The organism is Mycobacterium sp. SMC-21, from assembly GCF_045310825.1.
Classification (GTDB): domain Bacteria; phylum Actinomycetota; class Actinomycetes; order Mycobacteriales; family Mycobacteriaceae; genus Mycobacterium.
Genome location: NZ_JBJIAO010000032.1, coordinates 15,189 through 31,972, shown reverse-complemented (window position 1 = coordinate 31,972; position 16,784 = coordinate 15,189). Strand labels below are relative to the sequence as shown.

The following is a 16,784-nucleotide window of genomic DNA, read 5'->3' as shown; positions in this document are numbered from 1 at the left end:
TGGTCAGCCGACGATCCGCGTCGTGGCCGGGCCGACACCGAGCCGGCGCGCCGTCTCGAGGTCGTCCGGGGTGTCGATGTCACAGCGCAGGCCCGGCCAGTCACCCGGCAGTTCCACCGCGCCCGAATCGGCATGGCGCCGTGCGGAATCGGCGCCGAACTCGGGAACGAGTGGGGCACCGAAGGCGAACAGTGCCGCGGTGCCGGTCCGGTGCCGGTCGGCGATGAAACTGCGGGCATGCCGACTGGCGCCGGCGATTGCGTCGGCCAATTCCGCGGTGCGCAGCGCAGGCAGGTCACCTTGCAGCACCGCGATGTTCGTCACCCGGTCCCGCAGGGCGCGCTCGGTGGCGGCGAGTGCGTGATTCAACGGATCGGGGTGACCGGCCGGCGTGGGGTCCAGCAGCACGCCGGCACCGAGTTCGCGCACCGCGGCGGCGGCGTCCGGGTCCGGGGTGACGACAGTCACCGAGCCGACTGCCGGCACGGCCAGGGCGGCGGTGATGGTGTCGAGCAGCATCGCGAGCACCACCTGCTCGCGCAGATCGCCGGCGAAAACCGGGGCCAGTCGGGTCTTGGCCGCGGCCAGTCGTTTCACCGCGATGATCAACCCGACGCCGGCGCCACCGTCGGCCGTCTGCACCCTCGGGTCGCCGCTCATGACCGCCATACTGCCAAAGGGCCGGCGGGGCTACTGTTGACGCGTGGTGGAGGCAGCGGTGATGGGTGCCGGCGCGTGGGGGACGGCACTGGCTAAAGTCCTGGCGGACGCGGGCAACAATGTGACGTTGTGGGCGCGCAGCGCGGAGGTGGCGCGCGAGATCAACGAGACCCACCGGAACTCGAAGTATCTCGGTGACCGGACGCTGCCGGCGTCCATCAAGGCGACGGCGGATCCCGCCGAGGCGCTGACGGGCGCCTGCACCGTGCTGCTTGCGGTGCCGTCCCAGACGCTGCGCACCAATCTGACCGCCTGGACCGGATACCTCGGTGACGACACCACGCTCGTCAGCGTGGCCAAGGGCATCGAGCTCGACAACCTGTTGCGCATGAGCCAGGTAATCGTCCAGGTCACGGGTGCCGACCCGAGCCGGGTCGCCGTCCTCAGCGGACCCAACCTGGCCAGCGAAGTGGTCGACGAGCAGCCGGCCGCCACGCTGATCGCGTGCACCGATTCGGGACGTGCGGTCGCGTTGCAGCGCGCCTTCGCCACCGGCTACTTCCGGCCGTACACCAGCGCCGACGTGATCGGCGCCGAAGTGGGCGGGGCCTGCAAGAACGTCATCGCGCTGGCCTGCGGGATGGCGGCGGGCGCCGGGTTCGGCGAGAACACGGCCGCCGCGATCATCACCCGCGGGCTGGCCGAGATCATGCGATTGGGAATCGCGCTCGGCGCCAAGGGCGTAACGCTGGCCGGACTGGCCGGCGTCGGTGATCTGGTCGCCACCTGCACCTCGCCGCAGTCCCGCAACCGCAGCTTCGGCGAGCGCCTGGCGCGCGGCGGCACCATGGAGTCGGCGACGGCCGCGGCCAGCGGCAAGGTCGCCGAGGGCGTCACGTCCTGCCAGTCGGTGCTGGCGCTGGCCGAGAGTTACGACGTCGAGATGCCGCTGACCGACGCGGTGAACCGGGTGTGCCACAAGGGTTTGTCGGTGGACCAGGCGTTCGCGTTGTTGCTCGGCCGCAGCACCAAGCCGGAGTAGGGCCGTGGACGGCCAGCTCGGCGACTCCACCCGTAGCGTCAAAGCGACTGCGTCGCAACGGGTTCCAGGGCTGCCGGTGGCGCCGCCCCCGGTTCCGGTGGCGGCGTATCACCTGTCCGACGACGAATCGGACGGTCTGGACTTCTACGGCCGCAACTCCAATCCGGCCTGGCGTCAACTGGAATCGGCCCTGGCCGAGCTGGAGGGCGCCACCTCGGCGCTGACGTTCTCCTCGGGGATGGCCGCCATATCGTCCGCGCTGCGGGTGCTGGCAACCCCCGGCACCACGCTCGTGGTCCCCGCCGACGGCTACTACCAGGTCCGCAGATACGCGGCCGAGCATCTCGCGGCCCGTGGCGTCACGGTGATCGAGGCGACCGCCGCGCAGATGTACGACGCCGCCGCGGGCGCCGACGTCGTGCTCGCCGAATCTCCCGTCAACCCGACGCTGGATGTCGTCGACCTGCACCGGTTGTCCACGATCTGCCGCTCCCGCGGCGCGACCCTCATGGTGGACAACACCGCCGCGACCCCGCTGGGGCAGCGGCCGCTGTCGCTCGGCGCGGACCTGGTGGTGGCCAGCGCGACGAAGGGGCTGTCCGGGCACAGCGACCTGCTGGCCGGCTACGTCGCCGGGTGCCATCGCGACCTCATGGCCGCCATCGAACGCGACCGCCTGCTGGCCGGCGCGATCCTCGGCCACTTCGAGGCCTGGCTGGCCCTGCGCAGCCTCGGCACCGCAGGTCTGCGGTTCGAGCGGCAGTGCGGCAACGCGCTGGCGCTGGCGATGACGCTCGACGCCCACCCCGCCGTGCGGACCGTGCGTTATCCGGGCCTGCCGACCGACCCGGCGCACCCCGTCGCCCGCGATCAGATGCGACGTTTCGGCGGCCTGATCGCGATCGAGCTGGCCGACGCCGCCGCCGTGCGGGAGCTGGTGAACCGCAGTCAGCTGCTGGTTGCCGCGACCAGTTTCGGCGGTATCCACACCTCAGTCGACAGGCGCGCACGCTGGGGCGATGCGGTGGAACCAGGTTTTGCGCGGATATCGCTCGGGATCGAGGACACCGACGACCTACTGGCCGACATCACGGGTGCACTGGGGTAGCCAGGTAGCCTCTCCAGATTGTGACTGCCCCTCAATCCTCAGCAGCCGCCGGCCGTACCCGGGTCGCCGTCGTTTACGGCGGACGCAGCTCAGAGCACGCCATCTCCTGCGTTTCGGCCGGGAGCATCCTGCGGAACCTGGACCCGGCCCGCTACGAGGTCGTCGCCGTCGGCATCACCCCGGAGGGTTCCTGGGTGCTGGGCGACGGTCGTCCGGAGACCCTCGCCATCACCGACGGGCAGCTGCCGGGTGTCACCGAGGCGTCCGGAACCGCTCTGACGCTGGCCGCCGATCCGAACCGCCGCGGCGAACTGCTGTCGCTGCAGGACGGCGTAGCGCAGGTGCTGACGGCCGTCGACGTCGTCTTCCCGGTACTGCACGGCCCGTACGGCGAGGACGGCACCATCCAGGGCCTGCTGGAACTGGCCGGGGTGCCGTACGTCGGCGCGGGTGTGCTGGCCAGCGCGGCCGGGATGGACAAGGAATTCACCAAGAAGCTGCTGGCCGCCGACGGCCTGCCGATCGGCGACCAGGTGGTGCTGCGGCCGCGCGACGCGACGCTGAGCCTCGACGACCGGGAACGGCTGGGGTTGCCGGTGTTCGTGAAGCCGGCCCGCGGCGGATCGTCCATCGGTGTCAGCCGGGTCGCGTCGTGGGACGAGCTGGATCAGGCGATCGCCTATGCGCGCCAACATGATCCGAAGGTGATCGTGGAAGCCGCGATGCCGGGCCGCGAAGTGGAATGCGGCGTGCTGGAGTACCCGGACGGCCGGATCGCGGCCAGTGAGCTGGGCGAGATTCGCGTGGGTGGCGGGTTCTACGACTTCGCCACCAAGTACCTCGAGGACGCCGCCGAACTCGACGTGCCCGCCAAGGTCGATGACGAAACCGCCGACGAGATCAGGCAATTGGCCATCCGCGCGTTCAAGGCGCTGGACTGCCAGGGCCTGGCCCGCGTCGACTTCTTCCTCACCGAGAACGGGCCGGTGATCAACGAGATCAACACCATGCCCGGCTTCACCACCATCTCGATGTACCCGCAGATGTGGGCGGCCAGTGGTGTCGACTACGCCACGCTGCTCAGCGTCATGGTCGATACCGCGGTCGGGCGGGGGACCGGTCTGCGCTAGCGGGCCGGTGCCGGGTCCAGCGGCCGGGGCGGCATCACCTTTTCGATGAGCTCGGAGATGGTCTGGATCGGTGTCGGGCCGGAGCCCTGCGGCAGCGTCAGCGCGACGTAGGTGGCCTGCGCCCCGTGGTCGACGGCGTACCAGGTGCTGGCCGAGGGGCCGCTGGCTTCGAACCACGACACCGCATTCACCATCTGCAGCGGGGCGCCGACCACGAAATCGTCGGGCCGCTCGACACCGCAGCGCAACACCACCGTGTCGATGCCGGTCGGGCCCAGCCACGCGGCGGCGCCGGGCGGGGCGGGGTCCGCGAGCGTCGCCCGCCGGAAATCGCCCATGGTGTCGGGCAGCGCCGCGAGGAGTGCCCGGCACTGGTCGCTGTCGGCCTGCGGCGCCGGCGCGCCGGCGAGCGGGAGCGCAACGGGCTTGTCCGCGGGCGCCTGCCGCAGTGCCGCATACGCGAGCAGACCGACGATAGCGGCGACCGCCACGACGACAGCCGCGATGATGGCGCCGCGGGGCGGCCCATCCGGATCGCCGGCCAGGGCGCTGTGGTCGCCGGGTTCGGTCATGACGGCAACTCTAGAGCGCCCGTCGCCCCGGGCGGCCGACGGCGGTCGTGCGCCATAGACTCCACCACCATGAGCAGCGCGGAATCCCGGGAGACCCTGGCGGGGCTCGGTGAGTTCGCGGTGATCGGGCGGATAACCGCTCGCCGCACCCAGCCCGCCGAGGTCGTCGTCGGTCCGGGTGACGACGCCGCGCTGCTGACGGCCGCCGACGGCCGGGTCGTGGTGTCGACCGACATGCTGGTCGAGGGCCGGCATTTCCGGCTGGACTGGTCCACACCGCATGATGTGGGCCGCAAGGCAATCGCGCAGAACGCCGCGGACATCGAGGCCATGGGCGGCCGGGCCTACGCGTTCGTCGTCGGCTTCGGGGCGCCCGTGGACACCGAGGCCGCCGACGCGCAGCGGTTGTCTGACGGAATGTGGTCGGAGGCAACGAAATTCGGTGCCGGAATCGTGGGCGGTGACCTGGTGGCCGCACCGCAGTGGGTGGTCTCGGTGACGGTGCTGGGCGACCTGGGTGGCCGCGCGCCCGTGCTGCTGTCCGGTGCGCAACCGGGGGACACCGTCGCGGTGATCGGTGACCTGGGCTGGTCTGGAGCCGGATATACCTTGTGGCGCAAAGGTATCCACGAGTTCGACGAGTTGCGCCGACGGCATCTGGTGCCGCACGTGGCGTACGGACAGGGGGCGGCCGCCGCGGCGGCGGGCGCGACCGCGTTGACAGATGTGTCCGACGGGCTGGTCGCCGACCTCGGTCACATCGCGTCGGCCTCCGGCGTCGCCGTAGACCTGTCCATGGCCGCGCTCGAGGCCGACGTGGCGACGCTGACGCCGGCGGCCGCGATGGTCGGTGGCGACGCCCGTGACTGGGTGCTCGGCGGCGGTGAGGACCACGTGCTGGTCGGCACTTTCGGTGGCGCACTGCCGGCGGGGTGGCGGGCGATCGGAACCGTCGGGCCCGGCGAAGCGCGCGTGACGGTCGACGGCGCGTCATGGCATGGAGCCGGCGGATGGGAATCGTTCGGTCAGTAAGGTACTGGCGTGAGCGCCCGACCCCTGCACGACCTGATCGACCCCGGCTGGGCCACGGCCCTGGCACCCGTCGCCCCGCAGATCACCGCGATGGGTGAATTCCTGCGCGCCGAGAACGCGGCCGGTCACGGCTATCTGCCGGCGGGGGAGAATGTGTTGCGCGCCTTCACGTTCCCCTTCGACGAGGTGCGGGTGCTGATCGTCGGCCAGGACCCCTATCCGACCCCAGGGCATGCCGTCGGGCTGAGTTTCTCGGTGGCGCCCGACGTGCGGCCGCTGCCGCGCAGTCTGTCCAACATCTTCACCGAGTACACCGCGGACCTGGGATACGAGCCGCCCAGTTGCGGCGACCTGAGCCCGTGGTCGAAGCAGGGCGTCATGATGCTGAACAGGGTGCTGACGGTCCGGCCGGGCAATCCCGCGTCGCACCGCGGGAAAGGCTGGGAAGCTGTCACCGAATGCGCCATCAATGCCCTGATCGCGCGGCCGCAGCCGCTGGTTGCGGTGTTGTGGGGCCGCGACGCGCAGACCCTCAAGCCCATGCTCACCGGCGAACGCTGCGCGAGCATCGAATCGGTGCACCCGTCACCGTTGTCGGCGTCGCGCGGTTTCTTCGGGTCGCGGCCCTTCAGCCGGGCCAACGAGCTGCTGGCCGGCCTCGGTGCGGACCCGATCGACTGGCGCCTGCCCTAGTGAAGACACACGAAAGCGCTGCACGGGGTTCGTGCAGCGCTCAGGTGTGAAGCTTTCAGTTGTCAGGCGGAATCAATCCGCCCGGCGGTAGCCCAAACTAGCCGCGGGTGACCTTGCCGGCCTTGAGGCAGGAGGTGCAGGCGTTGACGCGCTTGCGGTTGCCGCCCGGACGATCCACGGCACGCACGGTCTGGATGTTCGGATCCCAGCGGCGGTTGGTCCGACGGTGGGAGTGCGAGACGGACATACCGAAGCCCGGTCCCTTTCCGCAGATGTCGCACACGGCGGCCATGAAGAACTCCTCGAAAATCAGTACTTGGGGTCTGAGTCCGACGGCCACAGCGTTGTGCGGCGCGAACAGACAACCTGACCAGGATACCGGGCCGCCCGACGATCACCAAAATGGGTCTGGTGGCTGCTGTTCCAGGGGAGTTGGTCAGGAGATTTGTCGGGGCCTGTGGCTAGGCTGGCGGAGCACTGAGGGTCGAGGGCGGACGCGATGGAGGTCACATGTCAGCTGGCGTGGGTCGCATACCCCGTCCGCTGGATGGGATCGCATTACGTGACTGGGCGCACACCGCGGTCCTGCACCTGATCGCCCACACGGACGAGATCAATCGGCTGAACGTCTATCCCGTCGCCGACTCCGACACCGGCACCAACATGTTGTTCACCATGCGCGCCGCCGCCGCGCAGGCCGACGAGGCCGTGAAGGCGGCGGGCAACGACGTGGTGGCGGTGTCGGCCGCATTGTCGGCGGGGGCGCTGCACGGCGCCCGGGGCAACTCGGGCGTCATCCTGTCGCAGATCCTGCGCGGCGTGGCCGACGTGGTTGCCGAGGCCGCGTTGCAGCGCGGCGAGGACAGGGAGTGCGGCGAGATCACTGCGCCGGAATTCACCGCGGCCCTGCACCACGCCCAGGTGCTGGCCGTCGCGTCGGTCGGGCAGACCGTGCCCGGCACCATCGTCTCGGTGCTGCAGGCGGCCGCATTGGAAGCCGAGAAGCACGACGGCGTGACGGACCTCGCGACCATCGCGGCGACGGTCGCGGATGCCGCCGCGGCAGCGCTCGACCGCACCACCGACCAGCTCGACGTGCTCGCCGAAGCGGGTGTCGTCGACGCCGGCGGGCGCGGTCTGCTGGTCCTGCTCGACGCCCTGACCGCGACACTGTCCGGCGGCTCCCCGCCGCGGCCGCAATACCAACCGGGACACCCGCGGGCAGAGCACGGCGACGGCCACCACGATCACGACCATCATGACCACCACGAAATCAACGGCGCGCCACCACAATTCGAGGTGATGTACCTGCTGGGTGACTGCGACCCGGACAACGTCGAGGTGTTGCGGGCCCGGCTGGTGCGGCTCGGTGAATCCGTTGCCATCGCCACCGCCGTCGCCGGCGGCCAATACAGCGTGCACGTACACGCCGACGACGCCGGCGCCGCGATCGAGGCCGCTCTCGATCTGGGCGCTGTCAGCAGGATTCAGGTCACCGCGCTGCTCGGGGCCGCCGGGGCCCGGCCGTCGGGCGGCTGGAGCCGCGACCGTGCCGTGCTGGCGATCGTCGACGGCGACGGCGCGGGGGAGTTGTTCGGCGGCGAGGGTGCGCACGTGCTGCGGCCCGACGGCGGACCGGTCAGCGCGCAGCAGTTCCTCGCCGGGCTGGTCGGCACGGGTGCCGCGCAGATCATGGTGTTGCCCAACGGTTTTCTGGCCGCCGAGGAATTGGTGGCCGGTTGCGCCACGGCGATCAGCTGGGGCATGGACGTCGTGCCGGTACCGGCCGGATCCATGGTGCAGGGACTGGCCGCGCTGGCCGTGCACGACCCCACCCGGCAGGCCGTCGACGACGGTTACAACATGGCGCGCGCCGCGGCGGGCGCCCGGCACGGCTCGGTACGGATCGCCACCGAGGCGGCGCTGACCTGGGCCGGCCGGTGCCGCCCGGGCGACGGACTGGGCATCGCCGGTGACGAGGTGCTGATCGTCGGGCACGACCTGGTCAGTGCCGCCAGCGGGCTCATCGACCTGCTGCTGTCGTCGGGCGGAGAACTGGTCACGGTGCTGACCGGCGCCGGCGTCGACGCCGAGGTGGGCGTCGCGCTGGCCGAGCATGTGCGCCAGGAACACCTGGCGGCCGAGTTGGTGACCTATCACACCGGTCACCGCGGCGATGCGCTTCTGATAGGGGTGGAGTAGCGGTGGTCGCGCTGACCGACTCACTGGTGCACGTACTGGGCGCGAAATCGGCTGCGCCGCTGGAAGAATTCCTCGGTATCCGCACCGTCAACGATCTGTTGCGGCACTACCCGCGCAAGTACAGCCAGGGCATGACGGTGCTCGGCGAGGACACCGAGCTGCCGGAAGAAGGCGACCACGTCACGTTCGTCGACGTCATCACCAAAGCGGAGACGCGCTGGACCAACCGGGCGCCCAAGCGCGAATACCTGGTGGTGACCTTGGGCAACCGCAACCCGAAGGTCACCGCAACCTTCTTCAACGCCAAGTTCCTCAAGAAGTCACTCGTCGAGGGCACCCGCGTGATGCTGTCGGGCGTGGTCGGATTCTACGGGCGCACAATGCAATTGACGCATCCCGCGCACCTCGTGCTGGGTTCCGGGGCCGGCCGCACGTTCGGTTCGCCGGCGCTGAAGAAGATCGCCGACGCCTCCGAGAAGATGCACGGCGAACTCCAGATGTCGGCGTTCGAGCGGGAGTTCTTCCCGATCTACTCGGCGTGCGCGAAGGTGCAGAGCTGGGACATCTACGCGTGCATCCTGCAGGTCCTCGCCGTGCTGGACCCGATAGCCGATCCGCTGCCGGAATCCATCCGGGCGCAGCGGGGCCTGATCTCGGAGGACCAGGCGCTGCGCGACATTCACCTCGGCGAGCGCGAAGCCGATCGCGAACAGGCCAGGGAGCGGCTGACTTTCGACGAGGCCGCCGGGCTGCAGTGGGCGCTGGCCGCCCGCCGGCACGGCACCCAATCACAGTCCGGTCCGCCGGCACCGCCGATCGACACCGGTCTCGCGGCCGCCCTGCGTGACCGGCTGCCGTTCGAACTGACCGCGGGTCAACGTGACGTGCTCGAGGTGCTGTCGGCAGAGTTGTCCGAGTCGAGGCCGATGAATCGGATGCTGCAGGGTGAGGTCGGCTCGGGCAAGACCATCGTCTCTCTGATCGCCATGCTGCAGATGGTCGACGCCGGATACCAGTGCGCGCTGCTCGCGCCGACGGAAGTGCTTGCCGTGCAACACGCGCGGTCGGTTCGCGACGTGCTGGGACCGCTCGCCATGGCGGGCCAGCTCGGTGCCCCCGATGATGCAACCTCGGTGGCGCTGCTGACCGGGTCCATGACCGCGCAGCAGAAGCGCCAGGTGCGCGAGGAAGTGTCGAGCGGGCGGGCCGGCATCGTGATCGGCACCCACGCCCTGCTGCAGGACGCCGTGGAATTCGACCGGCTCGGCATGGTGGTGGTCGACGAGCAGCACCGGTTCGGGGTGGAGCAGCGAGATCGGTTGCGTGCCAAGGCCCCCGACGGTCTGACGCCACACCTGCTGGTCATGACCGCCACCCCGATCCCGCGCACCGTGGCGCTGACGGTGTACGGGGACCTGGAGACCTCCACCATGCGGGAGCTGCCGCGCGGCCGGCAGCCGATCGACACCAAGACCATCTTCGTCACCCAGAAACCGGCGTGGCTCGACCGGGCGTGGGCCCGCATCCGTGAAGAGGTCGCGGCGGGACGGCAGGCCTACGTGGTGGCCTCCCGGATCGACGAGAACGACAAGACGGGCGACGAGAAGAATCAGGCCGGACCGCCGCCGGTGACGGTCGTCGAGCTGTACAACAAGCTGCGGGCCGGGCCACTGAAGGACCTCAAGCTGGGGCTCATGCACGGCCGGCTGCCCGGTGACGAGAAGGACGCCATCATGTCGGCCTTCCGCGCCGGACAGATCGACGTGCTGGTGTGCACCACCGTCATCGAGGTCGGCGTCGACGTGCCCAACTCGACGGTCATGGTCGTGATGGACGCGGACCGCTTCGGCATCAGCCAGCTGCACCAGCTGCGCGGCCGCATCGGCCGCGGCTCGCACGCCAGCTTGTGCCTGCTCGCGACGAAGCTGCCGCCGGGATCGAAAGCCGGTGCCCGGCTGGAGGCGGTGGCCGGCACCCTCGATGGCTTCGAACTGGCCGATCTCGACCTGCAGGAGCGCCGCGAAGGCGACGTCCTCGGTCTCAACCAATCCGGACGGGCCGGGCATCTGCGGTTCCTGTCGCTGGCCGATCACCAGGAAGTCATCGAGTCGGCCCGCGCCTTCTGTCAGGCGGCCTACGCGCAGAATCCGGATGATCCGGGCATGTCCGCACTCGCCGCCCAATTCGTCGACACCGATCGCGTCGAGTACCTGGACAAGGCGTGAAGCGCCTGCTGTGGTTGGTGGCGGCCGTGGTGCTGGCGGTGGTGGTGGCCATCCAGGTCGGCACGGCCGACGAACCGGCGGCGGTCGCCGATGGTGTCGACGGCGCCGTCGTCCCGACCATCGCTCCCGGCACCGACATCCTGGCGGGCCTGGCCGTCATCCCGCGGCGGGTGCGTGACCCGAACTACCGGCGCGCGGCGTTCGGCGAGTCCTGGACCGACGACACTTCGGCGCCCGAGGGCCACAACGGCTGCGACACCCGCAACGACATCCTGAACCGGGATCTCACCGACAAGACCGTCGTGTCGATCAAGCGCTGCCCGCAGGCGGTGAAGACCGGCGTCCTCCGCGACCCCTACACCAATGACACCATCGCCTTCACCCGGGGTAACCAGATCGGCGCTGCGGTGCAGATCGACCACATCGTGCCGCTCGCGCTGGCCTGGGACCTCGGCGCCAGGGACTGGAATGACGAACTCCGGCTGCGGTTCGCCAACGATCCGGCGAATCTGCTCGCGGTCTCGGGAAAAGCGAACCAGGACAAGGGCGACAAGCAGCCCTCGGACTGGATGCCGCCGAACCACGGCTTCTGGTGCCAGTACGCCGTGCAGTACATCGCGGTGCTGCGTGGCTATGGGCTGCCCGTGGACGCGCCGTCGGTGCCCGTCCTGCGCGATGCCGCGGCCACCTGTCCGGTGAACTAGGTCGGCTGGTTCCAGTACATCGCCGAGATTCCGCGATTTTGTTGCCGGTATGAGCGATTCCGCACAAAAAAGAGCAGGGAATCGTTTGCTGGTATTCCTGAGATCGGTGGAACCGCTAATTTCGAGCCGAAGCCGTGGGAATTGCGCAGATATTGGTTGCCGAGCTACCACGTCTCGGCAACCAATATCTGCTCATACGACCACGGCGAAATGACCGATGGCGGGGCGACTGAATTTCGGGTCGAAATGCCGTCAATTCAGCAATCGGTCAACAATTCGCCGCAGCCTGATGCCAAATTCGCTCCTGTCTGTTGCGGTATCCGTCAGCGGCGTCCGAAAATGCCGCCGATCGTCTTCAGGGTGCCGTTGAGTGCGCCGGCGACGGTCTTGGTGGTGCCATCGAGTGCGCCCGCGGCCGTCTTGGTGGTGTTGTGCAGTCCGCCCGCGACGGTCTTGGTGGTGCCGTCGAGGTCGGCGGCGACGGTGTGGGTGGTGCCGTTGAGGTCAGCGGCCAGCGTCTTGGTGGTGCCGTGGAGGGCACCGGCCACTGTCTTCACCGTGCCGTCGAGTGCGCCCGCGATGCCGCCCACCGGGCTGCCCGCGGCTGCCGCCCTCGCGCTGGAGGTGGGTGCGTTGCTGTGGCCCGCCACACCGGTGGTGGAGGTGTCGGCCTGTGCTGTGCCCGCTCCGAATGTGAATAGCAATGCGCCCATGCCAATTGTTGCCGCACCCAATAGCAAGCGTTGGGAGAAGCGACCAATTGTCGGAGCCGTTAATTGCGAAGTGCTCTTGAATGAATGAACCATTTCTCGAACCCCCTGCTCGATGATGTCTGGTTGCGCCGGAATAAATGGACGCAATATCAAATTAACGCACCGGGGGTAATAGTGGGATAGTTAACACGAATCAATTGCTGCGAGTTTTTCCACAAGCGACCCACGTGACCCACTGGGCACATCTGTGACAGGGCAGCCCAGGCGCCCGTCGCCACTACCCAAAATCGTTCGCGCCAAACACAAATGGTCGTCCTCCCCGATGGGAGAACGACCACTTGTGTCGGTATCGGTTGATGAACCGCCGGTGCCTCAGATGCCGGTGTAGGTGGCGGGGTCCGGGCGGTAGCGGGTGCCGTCGTCCAACCCGTTCAGGGCGTCCATGTGCTCGGCGGCCAGCTCGAAGCCGAACACGTCGAGGTTCTCGGCGATGCGCTCCGGCGACGACGAGCGGGGGATGACCGAGTTGCCGAGCTGCAGGCTCCACCGGATCAGCACCTGGGCCGGGGTCTTGCCGTACTCGGCGGCGACGGACTGCACGGTCGGGTGGGTCAGCAGGTTGCCGACGCCCAGCGGGCTGTAGGCCTGCGTGACGATGCCGCGCTCGGCGTGCACCGCGCGCAGCGCCGACTGGTTGAGCAGGGGGTGCAGCTCGATCTGGTTGACCACCGGGCTGACGTAGCTCAGGTCGATGATGGTCGACAGGTCCTCGTCCGAGAAGTTGCAGACGCCGATGGACTTCGCGGTGCCGTCGTTGTGCAGCTTGATCAGGGCGCCCCAGCTGTCCACGTACTTGCTGATGTCGCCGGCGGGCCAGTGGATCATGTACAGGTCCACGTATTCCATGCCCAGCTTCTCCAGGCTGACCTTGAAGGCGTCCTGACCGGCCTGGAAACCCTGGTCGGCGTTGGCCAGCTTGGTCGTCACGAAGATCTCGGCGCGCGGGATACCCGACGACGCGATGGCCCGCCCGACGGCTTCCTCGTTGCCGTAGACCGCGGCGGTGTCGATCAGGCGGATGCCCATCTCGAGCGCGGCCGATACGGCGCGCTCGGTGTCGGCGTCCGACAGCTCGCCGACACCGAGACCGAGCGCCGGGATCGTGTTGTCGTCGTGGAGCGCCACATTGGGAATCTCTGCGGAGGCCATGTCACCTACCCTGTGAAGTTGAATGTTCGTGGATCCGGGCCCAGGCGGGTGCCGTTGTCGAGGGTCGCGATGGACGCGATGTCCGCTTCGCTCAGCTCGAAATCAAACACGTCGAAATTGCTCGCAATCCGGTCTGGGTTCACCGATTTCGGGATGACGATATTACCCAGCTGTATATGCCACCTAATCAGCACCTGTGCTGGCGTTTTTCCGTGTCGCTCCGCGATGGTGGTGACGATCGGGTCCGCGAGCAGGGAACCCTGGCCCAGCGGGCTCCAGGCCTCGGTGGCGATGCCGTAGCGGGCGTGCGTTTCCCGCAGCTCGGCCTGCGGCAGCCGCGGATGCAGCTCGATCTGGTTCACCGCGGGCACGATCCCGGTGGCGTCGATGAGCAGTTTGAGATGCTCGGGCTCGAAGTTGCTGACGCCGATCGCGCGGATCCGGCCCTGGTCACGCAGATGGGCGAAAGCCTTGAACGTGTCGATGAACAGGTTCTGGGCGGGCGTCGGCCAGTGGATCAGGTACAGGTCGAGGTAATCGAGCCCCAACCGCGCCATGCTGGCGTCGAACGCGGCGAGGGTCTTCTCATAACCCTGGTCGGAGTTCCACAGCTTGGTGACGACGAAGACGTCCTCGCGCGGAATGCCGGAGGCCGCGACGGCCCGGCCGACGCCGTCCTCGTTGCCGTAGGCCGCGGCGGTGTCGATATGGCGATATCCGGCGTGCAATGCTGCACTGACGGCGCGTTCGGTGTCCTCGGCCGGTGTCTGCCACACCCCGAGACCCACCACGGGAATGGACGTACCGTCGTTGAGCGTCAGTGTTGGACTCGGAGCACCTGAAGGATCAGCCATGACAATGAGCATGCCAGGCGACGCTGAGCTGTCGGCAGCGACAACCGACGCCGAACTGGTCGTCCGGCCCGAGCATCCGGTCGGACGGCCCAACCGCCTGCGCCTGGCGGTCCTGACCCGGGCCGGCGGCATCGCCCTCCGCATCCTCCCCAAGATTCCCGACCGGCTGAAGCGCGTGCTGCTCGGCGGGCGTCGCGTCACGATCGACGGCAACACCCTGGACACCACCCTGCAGCTGATGCTGGCGGCGCAGAACGCCACCGGCGCCGGGGGCCTGGTCGTGAGCAGCGACATCAACGTCTCGCGCACTCAGCTGCTGGCGTTGTCGCAGTACCTCGACCCGGCCATCGCCGTGACGACGACCGACTTCACGGTTCCCGGTCCGGTCGAACCCCTGCGCGCCCGGCACTACCGGGCCGACACCACCGGGCCCACGCCGCTGCTGGTCTTCTTCCACGGTGGCGGATTCGTCGTCGGCGGCATCGAGTCGCATGACGGGCTGTGCCGCCTGATCAGCCGGGACGCCGGCGTACACGTCGTCTCCGTCGAGTACCGGCTGGCCCCCGAGCACCCGGCTCCGGCCGCCTCCGACGACTGCTACGCCACCTATCTCTGGTGTGTGGAGAACGCGGCGCGGCTGGGCGCCGACCCGGCAAGGATCGCCGTGGGTGGCGACAGCGCCGGCGGCAACCTGGCGGCCGTCGTCTCCCAGCTGGCCCGGAACAACCGCGCGCCGCTGCCGGCCCTGCAGCTGCTGATCTATCCGGTCACGAATTTCGCGGGCGACACCCGGTCGAAGGTGCTGTTCGCCGACGGCTACTTCCTGAGCAAGGTCGACATGGACTGGTTCCGGGCCAACTACCTCGCCGAATCGACGCTCGATCCGGCGGACCCGCGCGTGTCGCCGCTGCTGGCCGAGGATCTGTCGGGCCTGCCGCCCGCGCTGGTGCTCACCGGTGGGTTCGATCCGCTGCGCGACGAAGGCGACGCCTACGCCGCGGCACTGGCCGCCGCCGGCGTGCCGGTGGACCACCGCAGGTACGGATCCCTGGTCCACGCCTTCGCGAACTTCTTCCCGCTCGGCGGCGACAGCGCGGTCGCGACGGCGGACTTCATCTCCGCGTTCCGGGCACACCTCACCCGCTGAGGTACGGCTCCGGCCGAGTTCGGGGACGGCGTCGGTACCCTTGACGCCGTGCCGTCGAAATCGTCGAAGTCATCGAAGAACGCCAGCTATGACCTGAAGGCTGCGGACCGCAAGCGGGACTGGGTGGTCAAGGGCGGGCTGACCGCGCTTGTCATCATCTTCGCGGTGGTACTGGTGGCGTACATCGTCATGAACGGCAAGCCCAAGGCGGACCCGCACAAGGTGCAGGCGGTCCAGATCGCGGCGAGCAACGTCGTCACCAACCCCGGCACCAAGGACCCGAAGGTCACCCTCGCGATCTACGAGGATTTCCTCTGCCCGGTCTGCGGCGTCTTCGAGAAGACGTACGGCCCGACCATCGCCAAGCTGATCGACAACGGCGACATCGCCGTCGACTACAACATCGTCTCGATCATCGGCCGTGGTGACCCGAAGTCGTACTCGACGCGCGCCGGCGCCATGGCGTACTGCGTCGCCGACGAGGACAAGGCCGCGTTCCGGCGCTTCCACGAAGCGCTGTACAAGAACCAGCCCGAGGAGACCGCGGCGACGTTCCCCGACAACGCCAAGCTGCTCGAGTACGCACGCCAGTCCGGTGTCGCCGTCGGCCCGAACGATCCGGTCAGCAAGTGCGTCGAGAACGGCGTCTACACCGAGATGGTCAACAACATGGCCCGCAACGCCGAGATTCAGGGCACCCCGACCATCAAGATCAACGGCACCGAGACCAGCCTGGTCCCGAACGGCGACCCGAACAGCCTGATCGAGAAGATCAAGGCCGTCGCGCCGGATCTGCCGAACCTGCCCGCCGCACCGGCAGCCCCCGCCGCTCCGGCCCCGGGCGCCCCGGCACCGCAGCCCGCTCCGGCACCGCACCAGTGACCGACGTCGACACGTCCCAGCGGCAGGTGGGGGTGGCGGTCAGCCGCCCCGCCGCCGTCTGGATTCTCCTCGCCGGCATCATCGGCGAGGTCGCCGCGTTCGTGCTGACGGTCGAGAAGGTCCGGCAGCTGCAGAACCCGTCGTACGTCCCGTCGTGCAGCATCAACCCGGTGCTGTCCTGCGGGTCGGTGATGCTGACCAAGCAGGCCTCGCTGTTCGGATTCCCGAACCCGCTCCTGGGCATCGCCGCCTTCAGCGTCGTAATCGTGACCGGCGTGCTCGCCGTCGCGGGCGTGCGGCTGCCGCGGTGGTACTGGGCGGGTCTGGCCGGTGGCACGCTGCTGGGTGCGGTGTTCGTGCACTGGCTGATCTACCAGAGCCTGTACGAGATCGGCGCCCTGTGCCCGTACTGCATGGTGGTCTGGGTCGTCACCATGGCGCTGCTGGTCGTGGTGGCGTCAATTGCGTTGCGGCCCTTGGCCGCTGGCAACAAAGTGGCGGACACCCTGTACCAGTGGCGGTGGCCGCTGTACGCCGTGTGGATCACCGCGATCGCCCTGCTGATCCTTGATCGATTCTGGAGTTATTGGTCCACGCTGATCTAGTGCTTC

At 68.8% G+C, this 16,784-nt stretch carries 17 protein-coding genes; 11 read left to right on the top strand and 6 right to left on the bottom strand.

Going from position 1 to position 16,784, the window contains the following annotated elements:
- Positions 1–3: 3 nt before the first annotated feature.
- Positions 4–660, bottom strand: a complete 657-nt coding sequence (gene cofC, locus ACJH6H_RS23200) for a 2-phospho-L-lactate guanylyltransferase (RefSeq protein ID WP_064860485.1) — start codon at positions 658–660, stop codon at positions 4–6.
- A gap of 43 nt (positions 661–703) precedes the next feature.
- On the opposite strand from cofC, the gene ACJH6H_RS23195 reads away from it, so the two are divergent.
- Genes ACJH6H_RS23195 through ACJH6H_RS23185 form a run of 3 tightly spaced genes read left to right on the top strand, consistent with a single transcriptional unit; the run spans position 704 to position 3,940 of the window.
- The gene (locus ACJH6H_RS23195) at positions 704–1,702 is read left to right on the top strand and encodes an NAD(P)H-dependent glycerol-3-phosphate dehydrogenase (protein ID WP_174814031.1); all 999 of its coding nucleotides are present in this window, start codon (positions 704–706) and stop codon (positions 1,700–1,702) included.
- Between the two features lie 4 nt (positions 1,703–1,706).
- Complete coding sequence (locus ACJH6H_RS23190; RefSeq protein WP_133425934.1) at positions 1,707–2,810, top strand: cystathionine gamma-lyase; 1,104 nt, start codon at positions 1,707–1,709, stop codon at positions 2,808–2,810.
- A 20-nt stretch (positions 2,811–2,830) separates the two neighbouring features.
- Positions 2,831–3,940 carry a D-alanine--D-alanine ligase family protein gene (locus ACJH6H_RS23185; RefSeq protein ID WP_133425935.1) on the top strand — a complete coding sequence of 370 codons (1,110 nt, stop codon included), beginning with the start codon at positions 2,831–2,833 and terminating at the stop codon, positions 3,938–3,940.
- On the opposite strand, the gene ACJH6H_RS23180 is transcribed toward ACJH6H_RS23185, so the two are convergent.
- The gene (locus ACJH6H_RS23180; RefSeq protein ID WP_133425936.1) at positions 3,937–4,512 is read right to left on the bottom strand and encodes a DUF3515 domain-containing protein; all 576 of its coding nucleotides are present in this window, start codon (positions 4,510–4,512) and stop codon (positions 3,937–3,939) included. The two genes, ACJH6H_RS23185 and ACJH6H_RS23180, sit on opposite strands and share 4 nt — an antisense overlap.
- A 69-nt stretch (positions 4,513–4,581) precedes the next feature.
- On the opposite strand from ACJH6H_RS23180, the gene ACJH6H_RS23175 reads away from it, so the two are divergent.
- Together ACJH6H_RS23175 and ACJH6H_RS23170 are read left to right on the top strand one after the other, a co-directional pair.
- The gene (locus tag ACJH6H_RS23175; RefSeq protein WP_133425937.1) at positions 4,582–5,544 is read left to right on the top strand and encodes a thiamine-phosphate kinase; all 963 of its coding nucleotides are present in this window, start codon (positions 4,582–4,584) and stop codon (positions 5,542–5,544) included.
- 9 nt (positions 5,545–5,553) lie between these two features.
- A complete protein-coding gene (locus ACJH6H_RS23170) occupies positions 5,554–6,237 on the top strand; it encodes a uracil-DNA glycosylase (protein ID WP_064860454.1) in 684 nt (227 codons plus the stop codon).
- Between the two features lie 97 nt (positions 6,238–6,334).
- Here ACJH6H_RS23170 and rpmB read toward each other — a convergent pair whose 3' ends face one another.
- Complete coding sequence (gene rpmB, locus ACJH6H_RS23165) at positions 6,335–6,529, bottom strand: 50S ribosomal protein L28 (RefSeq protein WP_029105766.1); 195 nt, start codon at positions 6,527–6,529, stop codon at positions 6,335–6,337.
- A gap of 218 nt (positions 6,530–6,747) precedes the next feature.
- Between rpmB and ACJH6H_RS23160 the strand changes: the two genes are divergently transcribed.
- Genes ACJH6H_RS23160 through ACJH6H_RS23150 form a run of 3 tightly spaced genes read left to right on the top strand, consistent with a single transcriptional unit; the run spans position 6,748 to position 11,368 of the window.
- Entirely contained in the window at positions 6,748–8,439 is a 1,692-nt protein-coding gene (locus tag ACJH6H_RS23160) for a DAK2 domain-containing protein (protein ID WP_406775895.1), read from the top strand.
- A gap of 2 nt (positions 8,440–8,441) precedes the next feature.
- Positions 8,442–10,664: an ATP-dependent DNA helicase RecG gene (recG, locus tag ACJH6H_RS23155; RefSeq protein ID WP_318985955.1), complete on the top strand. Its 2,223-nt coding sequence runs from the start codon at positions 8,442–8,444 to the stop codon at positions 10,662–10,664.
- Complete coding sequence (locus ACJH6H_RS23150) at positions 10,661–11,368, top strand: HNH endonuclease family protein (protein WP_212811921.1); 708 nt, start codon at positions 10,661–10,663, stop codon at positions 11,366–11,368. The genes recG and ACJH6H_RS23150 overlap by 4 nt, the downstream gene beginning before the upstream one ends.
- Before the next feature lie 323 nt (positions 11,369–11,691).
- Here ACJH6H_RS23150 and ACJH6H_RS23145 read toward each other — a convergent pair whose 3' ends face one another.
- The 3 genes from ACJH6H_RS23145 to ACJH6H_RS23135 all read right to left on the bottom strand — a co-directional run bounded on the left by ACJH6H_RS23145 (position 11,692) and on the right by ACJH6H_RS23135 (position 14,144).
- Positions 11,692–12,081: a hypothetical protein gene (locus ACJH6H_RS23145; protein ID WP_212811920.1), complete on the bottom strand. Its 390-nt coding sequence runs from the start codon at positions 12,079–12,081 to the stop codon at positions 11,692–11,694.
- A 372-nt stretch (positions 12,082–12,453) separates the two neighbouring features.
- The gene (locus ACJH6H_RS23140) at positions 12,454–13,290 is read right to left on the bottom strand and encodes an aldo/keto reductase (protein ID WP_406775894.1); all 837 of its coding nucleotides are present in this window, start codon (positions 13,288–13,290) and stop codon (positions 12,454–12,456) included.
- A gap of 5 nt (positions 13,291–13,295) precedes the next feature.
- Positions 13,296–14,144, bottom strand: a complete 849-nt coding sequence (locus ACJH6H_RS23135) for an aldo/keto reductase (protein WP_406775893.1) — start codon at positions 14,142–14,144, stop codon at positions 13,296–13,298.
- Here ACJH6H_RS23135 and ACJH6H_RS23130 point away from each other — a divergent pair.
- Genes ACJH6H_RS23130 through ACJH6H_RS23120 form a run of 3 tightly spaced genes read left to right on the top strand, consistent with a single transcriptional unit; the run spans position 14,143 to position 16,778 of the window.
- The gene (locus ACJH6H_RS23130; protein ID WP_406775892.1) at positions 14,143–15,291 is read left to right on the top strand and encodes an alpha/beta hydrolase; all 1,149 of its coding nucleotides are present in this window, start codon (positions 14,143–14,145) and stop codon (positions 15,289–15,291) included. The genes ACJH6H_RS23135 and ACJH6H_RS23130 overlap by 2 nt on opposite strands.
- 48 nt (positions 15,292–15,339) lie before the next feature.
- Positions 15,340–16,173, top strand: coding sequence for a thioredoxin domain-containing protein (locus ACJH6H_RS23125; RefSeq protein ID WP_212811916.1), 834 nt, complete (start codon positions 15,340–15,342; stop codon positions 16,171–16,173).
- Positions 16,170–16,778, top strand: a complete 609-nt coding sequence (locus tag ACJH6H_RS23120; protein ID WP_406775891.1) for a vitamin K epoxide reductase family protein — start codon at positions 16,170–16,172, stop codon at positions 16,776–16,778. Before ACJH6H_RS23125 ends, ACJH6H_RS23120 begins: the two co-directional genes overlap by 4 nt.
- The last annotated feature ends 6 nt before the right edge of the window (positions 16,779–16,784 follow it).

Excerpts from the sequence above, each read along its gene's own strand:
- cofC (WP_064860485.1), bottom strand. The coding sequence starts at position 660 with ATGAGCGGCGACCCGAGGGTGCAGACGGCCGACGGTGGCGCCGGCGTC.
- ACJH6H_RS23180 (WP_133425936.1), bottom strand. The coding sequence starts at position 4,512 with ATGACCGAACCCGGCGACCACAGCGCCCTGGCCGGCGATCCGGATGGG.
- ACJH6H_RS23175 (WP_133425937.1), top strand. The coding sequence starts at position 4,582 with ATGAGCAGCGCGGAATCCCGGGAGACCCTGGCGGGGCTCGGTGAGTTC.
- rpmB (WP_029105766.1), bottom strand. The coding sequence starts at position 6,529 with ATGGCCGCCGTGTGCGACATCTGCGGAAAGGGACCGGGCTTCGGTATG.
- ACJH6H_RS23160 (WP_406775895.1), top strand. The coding sequence starts at position 6,748 with ATGTCAGCTGGCGTGGGTCGCATACCCCGTCCGCTGGATGGGATCGCA.
- ACJH6H_RS23145 (WP_212811920.1), bottom strand. The coding sequence starts at position 12,081 with ATGGGCGCATTGCTATTCACATTCGGAGCGGGCACAGCACAGGCCGAC.
- ACJH6H_RS23140 (WP_406775894.1), bottom strand. The coding sequence starts at position 13,290 with ATGGCCTCCGCAGAGATTCCCAATGTGGCGCTCCACGACGACAACACG.
- ACJH6H_RS23130 (WP_406775892.1), top strand. The coding sequence starts at position 14,143 with ATGACAATGAGCATGCCAGGCGACGCTGAGCTGTCGGCAGCGACAACC.
- ACJH6H_RS23135 (WP_406775893.1), bottom strand. The coding sequence starts at position 14,144 with ATGGCTGATCCTTCAGGTGCTCCGAGTCCAACACTGACGCTCAACGAC.